Here is a 10,837-nt window from a genome sequence, read left to right as displayed (position 1 = left end):
CGGTGGATCCAATGGTTCCGCAACTGTAGGAGTTACAGGAGGTACTGGAGTAGGCACATATACTTATTCTTGGTCTCCTTCTGGTGGAACGGCTGCAAGTGCATCAGGACTTACTGCAGGGACTTATACAGTAACTGTGACAGACGCAAATAATTGTTCTAAACAACAAGTAATAAATATCCTTCCTGCAAATGAAATTATAACATCTGTGACAGCACAAACAAACGTATCTTGTTTCGGTGGATCCAATGGTTCTGCAACTGTAGGAGTTACAGGTGGTACTGGAGTAGGTACATATACTTATTCTTGGTCTCCTTCTGGTGGAACGGCTGCAAGTGCTTCTGGGCTTACTGCTGGCACCTATATAGTAACTGTAACAGATGCTAATTCGTGTAGCGAAACTGAGGAATTCACGATTACTGAACCTATCGCAAGTATTTTAAGTATAACTCGTGCAAACAATACATTAACAGCCGATCAAGCTGGTGCAACTTACCAATGGTTCACCTGTCCTAATACTGATATTGTTGGAGAAGTTAGTCAAACATTTACACCAACAGTTAATGGATCTTATGGAGTAGCTATAACACTAAACGGCTGTACCGTTATTGCACCATGTGTTAATGTAACTAACTTAGCAACAAAGGATTTTGAAGAAAAATCTAAATTTATGATTTACCCTAATCCAAGTCAAGGTATTGTAAACGTTAAATCAGATCATGATACTGATTTAAGTATTATTAACCAATCAGGACAGATTGTTAAAACGGTTAAAGTTACTGCCGATAATATGAACACAATTAATGTTGAAAATTTAAGTGATGGTATATACTTCATTCGTGAAACGAAAGGTAATAAACCAATTACCTACAAACTAATACTTAAAAAATAATTTACAAAAAGGGAGATAGCAGTTATCTCCCTTTAATTTATTACCCTACTCATATAGGGTACGAGTCGTTGTGACTCAATCTCGTTAATACTATCCAAAAAACAAACCACATGGAAAGAAGATTATTTGTAAAAAAAACAAGTCTATTAACTTCTGGTATTTTAGTTTTATCAACTAATTCTTTATTAGCAACAACTGATCAAAAGATTGTTAATAACCTAGATATTGTACCAGTACTTGCCACAGGTAAAAATATAATAATTAAAGGTTTAATTTTAGATTCTAAAACTAATCTTCCTATAAATACTGACATAAATATCAGTACAAAAAGAAATCGTTTCTATTCTAAAAACCATTTATTAACTGCATTGAATGGAGTATATTCTATTCATACAGGGTTTTCAAATTCTGAAAAAGTATCCGAAAAAATGAATTTTAAAATAAATGTTGAAGGATATAAACCATATAATGGAAATCTTTATATAACAAAAAGCGGATGTAATATTCATAGTGATCAATGGCAATACAATCCTGATTTTAAATCAGAAAATCGCCCCATTAATAATGAACAAGAAAACACCTTTGTTTCTACATTCAACTTTTACTTGGTAAAGGCATCTTAAAATATTTTTATTAATCTACATAAAAAAAGGAGAAACAATCAATTGAATATTTCTCCTTTTTCATTTATGAGTTTTTTACTTTAATATCGATTAAAATGGCACATCGCTGTCATCATCGTCATCATCATTAAAATTACTTCCAAAAGCTTCATTTGCGGAAGGAAGATTTTTAGTGACAAACGGATTATCCTCATGATTCATCTTAGATGGTAAATCATCATAACTACCTGAGAAATCATCAAGATTATCAAATTTCCCAAGATGCCCAATAAATTTTAATCGAACGTTTTCGATACCACCATTACGGTGTTTAGCAATCATTATTTCTGCCTGACCTGCGGTTGGAGAAGCTTCATCATCATCCCATTCATCAATTTTGTAATATTCAGGTCGGTATAAAAACGAAACGATATCGGCATCCTGCTCAATTGCCCCAGATTCTCGAAGATCCGATAGCAACGGACGTTTACTTGATCCACGTGTTTCAACTGCACGCGATAACTGCGACAGTGCAATTACCGGGACGTTCAGTTCTTTTGCTAAAGCTTTTAAGTTTCGGGAAATTGTAGAAATTTCCTGCTCACGATTCCCTCCTCCTTTACTATTTCCACCAGCAGTCATTAACTGCAAATAATCAACAATGATAATTTTAATTCCGTGCTGTGATACCAAACGACGGCATTTTGCTCTTAAATCAAAAATAGAAAGAGATGGTGTATCATCAATAAACAAAGGTGCTTTTTCTAAGTTCTTCACTTTAGTACTCAACATCTCCCATTCATGAGGCTCTAATTTACCCGTACGTAATTTCTCTGATGACAATCCTGTTTCAGACGAAATTAACCTCGTAATCAATTGAACTGAAGCCATCTCCAGAGAGAACAATGCTACCGGATGTCCAAAATCAATTGCAATATTTCTAGCCATCGAAAGTACAAATGCTGTTTTACCCATCGCAGGTCTAGCCGCAATAATAATTAAATCACTTGGTTGCCATCCAGAAGTAAGTTTATCCAAGTTGGTAAAACCAGTTTCAACACCACTTAAACCTTCTTGCTTAGCAATTTCTTCAATACGTTTTTTTGCCTGAAGTACTAAACTCTGAGCTGTTTCAGAACTACGTTTAATATTTCCTTGTGTTACTTCATATAATTTTGACTCGGCTTGATCAAGTAAGTTAAATACATCTGTTGTCTCATCATAAGATGCTTCAATAATTTCCGAGGAAATACGAATCAAACTACGCTGAATAAATTTTTGAAGTATAATACGAGAGTGAAATTCAATGTGGGCAGAAGATGCCACTTTTTGCGTAAGCTGAATTAAATAAAAATCTCCTCCTGCTAAATCTAATTTCCCGTTTTTTTTAAGCTGAGCCGAAACTGTCAATAAATCGATAGGTTGTGTATCGGTAAAAAGCTGAACGATTGCTTCAAAAATATATTTATGCCCATCCTTATAAAAAGCGTCTGCTTGCAAAATATCAATTACGTCATCGACCCCTTTCTTATCAATCATCATTGCTCCAAGTACAGCCTCCTCTAACTCCAGTACTTGTGGGGGAAGTTTCCCTTTTTCTAAATTAATAATTGCGGTTTTATCGACCTTAATTGGGTTTATATTCTTGAAATTTTCCATATAGCGAATGTAACAAAATTCAGAAAGGAAACCCCATCTAGTTGTTACGAATAATTGTTTATAAGTTAATGTATATTGTTCAAAACCAAAAAAAAATCCGAAACGATAAGGCTTCGGATTTTTTATAAATTTGTAAGATTTTATTCCTTGAATTCGCCCATTTTACTGTATTTGTCCATTCTCTGGGCAATTAAATCGGCTGTTGATAAGTCTTTCAATTCATTGTATCCTTTAGTGATATATTGTATAACTGTTGTGAATGTAGTTTCTCTATCATAATGAGCTCCACCTAATGGCTCAGGAATAACATCGTCGACTAATTTTTGCTTTTTCATATCCGAAGAAGTCAATTTTAATGCTTCTGCCGCTTTCTCTTTATATTCCCAACTTTTCCATAAAATAGAAGAACAAGATTCTGGAGAAATCACTGAATACCATGTGTTTTCAAGCATATATACTCTATCTCCCACTCCTATTCCTAAAGCACCTCCCGAAGCACCTTCACCAACAATAATAGTTATAATAGGCACTTTTAAACGAACCATTTCAAAGATATTTCTAGCAATAGCTTCTCCCTGTCCTCTTTCTTCAGCTTCTAGCCCAGGATATGCCCCCGGAGTATCTACTAAAGTTAAAACCGGAATACCAAATTTCTCTGCCATTTTCATTAATCGCAACGCTTTACGATATCCTTCTGGATTAGCCATACCAAAATTTCGGTATTGACGTGTTTTTGTATTGTACCCTTTTTGTTGACCAACAATCATATACGACTGCCCATCTATCTTACCTAAACCACCAACCATTGCTTTATCATCTTTAAAACCTCTGTCTCCATGAAGTTCCAAGAAAGTATCACCACACATTGCCTTAATATAATCTAAGGTATAAGGTCTGTTTGGATGTCTTGACAATTGTACACGCTGCCAAGCTGTTAGGTTTTTATATATACTCCTTTTAGTTTCTTCTAATTTCTTATTAATCTGCTTGCACGTTGGCGTTACATCAACATCTGATTCTTTCCCAATGATAACACACTTTTCTAACTGCTCTTCCAATTCTTTGATTGGAAGTTCAAAATCTAAATATTCCATAGGATTTTTTGAATTTTTGTTTTTAAATCGAACCGCAAATATAAAAATATTATATTGTTTGGCGTGTTTATTTAGTATTAAAGTATAAAAAATAAAGAGTAAAAAAGTTAAAACATTATACTTTATCATCTTTTTTATAGTGTTTAAAAACACCATTTAATATAACTGTTATCACAATTATTATTGCACCAATATAAAACTCAGTGCTCATTTTCTCTTTTCCACCTAATATAAAATAGGCCAAAATAATTCCGTAAACTGGCTCTAAATTAGTAGTAAGCATCACAGTATAAGGAGTAAGTTTTCTCATTACTTTTACTGAAGCGGTAAATGCATAAGCAGTACATACCGAAGCTAAAAGCAGTATCAACAACCAGTTATTCAATGATAGATCAAAGAACTCAGTAGTAAATTTACCTTGAAATAAAAAGTAAATAGATATAAAAAAAACACCTGCTCCAAATTCATAAAAAGTAATAAGCGATGGTTCATGATCGGCAATTAATTTCCCATTCATTAATGTAAACAAAACACCTAAAATTATAGATGCTAGAGCATAATACATTCCATTTAAGTACTGAATTTCAACTTGCATTATTAATGCCAAACCAGCAATAATAATTAACCCAAAGAAAACCTCATACCATAACACTTTTCTTCCAAAAAAAATTGGTTCTAATAAAGAGGCAAAAAAAGCCCCTAATGAGAATACAGAAAGTGTTATCGAAACATTAGAAACATGAATTGCTTTGAAAAAAAATATCCAATGCAAAGCAATTAGCAATCCGACAAAAATTAGATTAAAAAAAGCTTTTATAGGAACTCTAAATGATTCTTTTTTAAAAACAATAAATGATCCTAAAAAAATCCCAGCCAAAAGCATTCTGTACCAAACCAAAGCTTCTGCATTTATAGTAATTAATGCGCCTAAAATAGCGGTAAATCCCCAGATAAAAACTATTAGATGGAGACTTAAGTAACTTTTTATTTTATCGTTTTGCATTACGTAATAAATAAACTGCCAAAATTCCAAAAGCAATATTTGGGAACCAAACAGCAAACAATGGTGAAAAGGTTGATTTTTCTGCTAATGTGCCGAATATTTTATCAAAAAAGACAAAAGCAAAAGCAAGGGCAATTCCTATAGCCAAATTAGTCCCCATTCCGCCACGTCTTTTCATCGAGGAAACAGCAACTGCTATAATCGTTAAAATAAATGCTGAAACAGGAACGCTTATTTTTTTATATAAAACAACCAAATAAACATTGATATCTCCAGAACCTCTTTTTCTTTCTTTTTCTATAAAATCATATAATTTGCCAATACTTAAAGTTTCGGCAATATAAACCACAGGAGTCAAATCTTCTAAATCAAAGGTAAACACCGCTTTCTTTTCAGGTGCTTTCTCAATTTTATCATCTAATTCTCCCAAAGTCCTTTTAGTATAATCATACATCGTATAAGTACTATCTTTAGGATTCCACTGAATACGGCTTGCAGTAATCTTAGAAACTAACTTCTCTCCTTTAAACTTCTCTAAAGTAAAATTAAAGGCAGTTTTAGAAACATCATTAAAGCTATTTACATAAATAAATTCGTTGTCATTTATTTGTCGATGTACATTAGTATTATTACCATGCATTGCTTCTTTCCCACCACCTTTTAGATAAGTATACCTAAAGTTATTAAAGCCTTCACTTGCTGCGGGAACGATATAAAACCCCATTAGCAAAACAAATACAGAAACAATCGAAGCACCAATTATATAAGGTCGCATAAAACGCGAAAAAGAAATCCCTGAACTGAGTATAGCAATAACCTCAGTGTTATTAGCCAATTTTGATGTAAACCAAATTACCGATAAAAATAAAAATATCGGAAACAAAGAGTTAGCAAAATAAATCGTAAAATTATAGTAGTAAACAACAATATCCAAAAAGGGAATTTTGTTCTCTAGCATTTTATTAATCTTCTCCGAAACATCAATTACAATCCCAATCGGAATAAATAGCAACAACATCACTGTAAAAGTTGCTAAATATCTCTTTAAGATGTATTTGTCTATTATTGTCAGCATATATCTTTTATGTTTCACATTCCATGTTTCATGTTAACCTTGCTAAACTTGAAACTTGAAACCAAAAAAACTTTAAACTTTTTATAGTCTTTGACTCATATTCTTAACCATCATTTCTTTCCATGGCATGAAATCTCCTGCTAAGATATGTTTTCTAGCTTCACGAACCAACCACATATAAAAACCAAGATTATGAATCGTAGCAATTTGTTTTCCCAAATACTCATTAGCAGCAAACAAATGACGCAAATACGCTTTTGTATATTCAGTATCTACAAATGTAATTCCCATTTCATCAATTGGAGAAAAATCAGCTTCCCATTTTTTATTTTTGATATTGATAGTTCCATTTGCTGTAAACAACATTCCGTTTCTTGCATTACGGGTAGGCATCACACAATCAAACATATCAACACCCAAAGCAATATTTTCTAAGATATTAATTGGCGTTCCAACACCCATTAAATAACGAGGTTTATCTTCTGGTAAAATTTCACAAACAATCTCTGTCATAGCATACATCTCTTCTGCTGGTTCTCCTACTGATAATCCACCAATAGCGTTCCCTTGTTGACCTGCATTTGCAATATATTCTGCCGACTGGCGACGTAAATCTTTATAAGTACTACCTTGAACTATTGGAAAGAATGTTTGCTCATATCCGTATTTAAAAGGCACTTTATCTAAATGGTTGATACAACGATCTAGCCAACGATGAGTCATATGCATAGAACGTTGTGCATAACGATAGTCACAAGGATATGGTGTACACTCATCAAAAGCCATAATAATATCAGCCCCTATAATACGCTGAATTTCCATTACTTTCTCAGGAGTAAAGAAATGATAAGAACCATCAATATGTGATTTAAATTTCACACCCTCTTCTTTAATTTTTCTATTTGCAGACAATGAATACACTTGATATCCACCAGAATCAGTCAAAATATTCCTGTCCCAGTTCATAAATTTGTGCAATCCACCCGCTTTTTCAAGAATTTCAGTTTGTGGGCGCAAATATAAATGGTAGGTATTTCCTAGAATAATATCAGGGTTTATATCCTCTTTTAACTCTCTTTGGTGCACACCTTTAACCGATGCAACAGTACCAACAGGCATAAAAATAGGAGTTTCAATAACTCCATGATCAGTAGTAATACTTCCTGCTCTCGCTTTCGATTGCAGATCTTTTTGTAATAAATCAAACTTCATATACACGTTTTTCAGTCGGCAAAGATAGGCTAATTTGAAAATTAGATAATTAGATAAATCAAAAAATTAATGATGTTTTATGAATTAATTTAGGCATGTCCCTATGGGTCGGGCTATTCGCTATATCTTTTGTTCCATTTCATTACACAAAAGGATACCACTATTATCCCTCATGCAAAAAAAATCTCCTAAATTTGAATATAAAATTATCAAAAGATTGATCAAAATGAATTTATCACAAAAATTAGGATACCCAGAAAACAGCAAACTATTAATCATACATGCTGATGATGCAGGATTATCCCATTCAGAAAATAGAGCAACCATTCAAGCACTACAAAACGGAATCATAAATTCCTATAGCATTATGGTTCCTTGCCCATGGTTTTACGAAATGGCAAACTTCGCCAAAGACAATCCACAATTTGACAACGGAATTCACTTAACACTTACTTGCGAATGGGAGAACTATAAATTTGGTCCAATACTCCCTATTAACGAAGTTCCAACCTTAGTAGACAAAAATGGTTATTTTCATAAAAATAGGACCGATTTCATTACTAATGCAAAACCCGAAGAAGTAAAAAAAGAACTTCGTGCTCAAATTGAGAAAGCTTTACAATTTGGCCTAAAACCTACGCACATAGATTCACATATGTGCAGCCTAGGTGTATCACCAGAATTCTTGGAAATATATAAAGCACTAGGAAAAGAATATAACCTACCTGTTTTCATCAACAAACAATTTGTAGAATCAATAAGCCTATCTAATAAAAAGTACGACTACGAAAATACTATTTTAGCAGATAATCTTCTTATCGGAAACTTTGCCGACTTTGAAAAAGGAAAATTGAAAGAATCTTATGAAAAATATTTAGACAACATAAAACCTGGATTTAACGTTTTCTTACTTCATCCAGCATTCGATGACAATGAGATGCAAGGCATTACAAAAAACCATCCCAATTTTGGTTCACAGTGGAGACAAATAGACTTTGATTATTTCAGTAGCGAAGAATGCAAGCATAAATTAAAAGAAAACAACATACAATTAATCACTTGGAGAGAAATTCAAGAAATTAGATAACATCTCAATTACAAATAGAAAAACCAAAATCAATAATGCTTAGTCCCTACAAATTTAGACAATTATAAATTCCAAAGCTTTAAAATCTAATCATCTAATTGCTACATTTCCTTCAAAATCATTTGCCTTAACCCCAAATAAAAATTACATTTGCAATAGTTTAACTTTTACATATAAAATGAAGCCTAACACACAACAATTAAGCGATTTAACTATCCAAGTAAGAAGAGATATTCTTCGAATGGTACATGCAGTCAACTCAGGTCACCCAGGCGGTTCACTAGGTTGTACTGAATTTTTGGTATCACTATACCAAAACATTATGGACCGTAAAGAAGGTTTTGATATGGACGGAATTGGAGAAGATCTTTTCTTCCTTTCAAATGGTCATATTTCTCCAGTATTTTATAGCGTTTTAGCAAGAAGCGGTTATTTTCCAGTTTCAGAATTAGCAACTTTTAGATTACTAAACTCTCGTTTACAAGGTCACCCTACAACGCACGAAGGATTACCAGGAATCCGTATTGCTTCAGGTTCATTAGGACAAGGACTATCTGTAGGAATTGGAGCTGCACAAGCTAAAAAACTAAATGGTGACAATCATATTGTATACACATTACATGGGGATGGAGAATTACAAGAAGGCCAAAACTGGGAAGCCATCATGTATGCTTCTGCTAAGAAAGTAGACAACCTTATTGCAACAATTGACCTTAACGGAAAACAAATTGACGGAACTACTGATGAAGTTCTAGCAATGGGAAGCATTCGTGCTAAATTTGAAGCTTTTGATTGGGATGTTATAGACATTAAAGAAGGAAATAATATTGATGCAATATTAACAGGTATGGCCGATGCTAAATCTAGAACTGGAAAAGGAAAACCCGTTTGTATTTTACTACATACAGAAATGGGTAATGGTGTAGATTTTATGATGCACACACATGCCTGGCATGGTAAAGCACCAAACAACGACCAATTAGCTAATGCATTAGCTCAAAACATTTCAACTTTAGCCGATTATTAAAAAAGCATTATACTTTTCGTAATAAGCTTTATGCCTATTAACACAAAGTACATTACTTATAGCAACAAAAAAATGAAAAAATATACAAATACAGGAAGTAAAGATACTCGTTCAGGTTTTGGAACGGGAATGACTGAATTAGGTCAGAAAAACGAAAATGTTGTTGCATTATGCGCTGATTTAATTGGTTCATTAAAATTTGATGATTTCAAAAAAAATCACCCAGAGCGTTTTTTCCAAATCGGAATTGCTGAAGCAAACATGATTGGGATTGCAGCAGGCTTAACAATTGGAGGTAAAATTCCTTTTACAGGAACTTTCGCTAACTTTTCTACAGGAAGAGTTTACGATCAAATCCGTCAATCTGTAGCTTACTCAGACAAAAACGTAAAAATATGTGCGTCTCATGCAGGTTTAACACTTGGAGAAGATGGAGCAACACACCAAATATTAGAAGATATCGGTTTAATGAAAATGTTACCAGGAATGACTGTAATCAATACTTGTGATTACAATCAAACTAAAGCTGCAACACTTGCATTAGCAGATCATCACGGACCGGCTTACTTACGTTTCGGACGTCCAGTTGTACCTAACTTTACACCTGCAGACGAACCTTTCGTAATTGGAAAAGCAATTTTATTAAACGAAGGTACAGATGTTACAATTGTCGCTACTGGACATTTAGTATGGGAAGCTCTTATTGCTGCAGAAGCATTAGAAGCAAAAGGAATCTCTGCTGAAGTAATCAATATTCATACTATCAAGCCACTTGATGAAGAAGCAATATTAAAGTCTTTAGCAAAAACAAAATGTGTTGTTACTGCTGAAGAGCATAATATACTTGGAGGTCTTGGAGAAAGCGTTTCTAGAGTATTAGCATTAAACAATCCAGCTCCACAAGAGTTTGTGGCAGTTAATGATAGTTTCGGAGAATCTGGAACTCCAGAACAATTAATGGAAAAATATAAACTAAACAATCAAGCGATTGTTGAAGCTGTAGAAAGAGTTATCAAAAGAAAGTAATTTCTTTTGATATTAAATCACAAACCTGCTCAATCGAGCAGGTTTTTTTATATCTACATAAACTATTTTGACAATAGAATAGAAAATTGAAACCGCAAGTACACAAAGCTTAATCATCTTCGCTGTTAATGCAATGACTCCACAGCTTTTCGTGTTGATC

10 protein-coding genes are annotated in these 10,837 nt (G+C 33.4%); 5 read left to right on the top strand and 5 right to left on the bottom strand.

Going from position 1 to position 10,837, the window contains the following annotated elements; translation table 11 throughout:
- Both IUY40_RS18790 and IUY40_RS18785 read left to right on the top strand, forming a co-directional pair.
- Positions 1-892, top strand: an 892-nt coding sequence (locus tag IUY40_RS18790) for a T9SS type A sorting domain-containing protein (protein WP_195738401.1), incomplete at its 5' end; no start/stop codon positions are given.
- Between the two features lie 110 nt (positions 893-1,002).
- A complete protein-coding gene (locus tag IUY40_RS18785) occupies positions 1,003-1,515 on the top strand; it encodes a hypothetical protein (RefSeq protein WP_195738400.1) in 513 nt (170 codons plus the stop codon).
- A gap of 90 nt (positions 1,516-1,605) precedes the next feature.
- Here the strand turns inward: IUY40_RS18785 and dnaB are convergent, their stop codons facing one another.
- From dnaB to tgt, 5 genes are all read right to left on the bottom strand, one after another.
- Positions 1,606-3,153 carry a replicative DNA helicase gene (gene dnaB / locus IUY40_RS18780; RefSeq protein WP_195738399.1) on the bottom strand — a complete coding sequence of 516 codons (1,548 nt, stop codon included), beginning with the start codon at positions 3,151-3,153 and terminating at the stop codon, positions 1,606-1,608.
- Between the two features lie 140 nt (positions 3,154-3,293).
- Positions 3,294-4,247, bottom strand: a complete 954-nt coding sequence (locus tag IUY40_RS18775) for an acetyl-CoA carboxylase carboxyltransferase subunit alpha (protein ID WP_195738398.1) — start codon at positions 4,245-4,247, stop codon at positions 3,294-3,296.
- A 115-nt stretch (positions 4,248-4,362) separates the two neighbouring features.
- Positions 4,363-5,250 (bottom strand): DMT family transporter, encoded by an 888-nt coding sequence (locus IUY40_RS18770; RefSeq protein WP_195738397.1) that lies wholly within the window; start codon positions 5,248-5,250, stop codon positions 4,363-4,365.
- A complete protein-coding gene (locus IUY40_RS18765) occupies positions 5,237-6,325 on the bottom strand; it encodes an LptF/LptG family permease (RefSeq protein ID WP_195738396.1) in 1,089 nt (362 codons plus the stop codon). The genes IUY40_RS18770 and IUY40_RS18765 overlap by 14 nt, the downstream gene beginning before the upstream one ends.
- An 81-nt stretch (positions 6,326-6,406) precedes the next feature.
- Positions 6,407-7,537 carry a tRNA guanosine(34) transglycosylase Tgt gene (tgt, locus tag IUY40_RS18760; protein ID WP_195738395.1) on the bottom strand — a complete coding sequence of 377 codons (1,131 nt, stop codon included), beginning with the start codon at positions 7,535-7,537 and terminating at the stop codon, positions 6,407-6,409.
- A gap of 226 nt (positions 7,538-7,763) precedes the next feature.
- On the opposite strand from tgt, the gene IUY40_RS18755 reads away from it, so the two are divergent.
- The 3 genes from IUY40_RS18755 (at position 7,764) to IUY40_RS18745 (ending at position 10,677) form a co-directional block, all read left to right on the top strand.
- Positions 7,764-8,624 (top strand): polysaccharide deacetylase family protein, encoded by an 861-nt coding sequence (locus IUY40_RS18755; protein ID WP_195738394.1) that lies wholly within the window; start codon positions 7,764-7,766, stop codon positions 8,622-8,624.
- Positions 8,625-8,802: 178 nt separating this feature from the next.
- Positions 8,803-9,651, top strand: a complete 849-nt coding sequence (locus tag IUY40_RS18750) for a transketolase (RefSeq protein ID WP_195738393.1) — start codon at positions 8,803-8,805, stop codon at positions 9,649-9,651.
- A 72-nt stretch (positions 9,652-9,723) separates the two neighbouring features.
- Positions 9,724-10,677, top strand: a complete 954-nt coding sequence (locus IUY40_RS18745) for a transketolase C-terminal domain-containing protein (RefSeq protein ID WP_195738392.1) — start codon at positions 9,724-9,726, stop codon at positions 10,675-10,677.
- The last annotated feature ends 160 nt before the right edge of the window (positions 10,678-10,837 follow it).

Source organism: Flavobacterium sp. ALJ2 (assembly GCF_015594725.1).
Lineage (GTDB): Bacteria > Bacteroidota > Bacteroidia > Flavobacteriales > Flavobacteriaceae > Flavobacterium.
The sequence above is the reverse complement of the archived record's forward strand: the minus strand, read 5'-3'. Positions and strand labels throughout refer to the sequence as shown.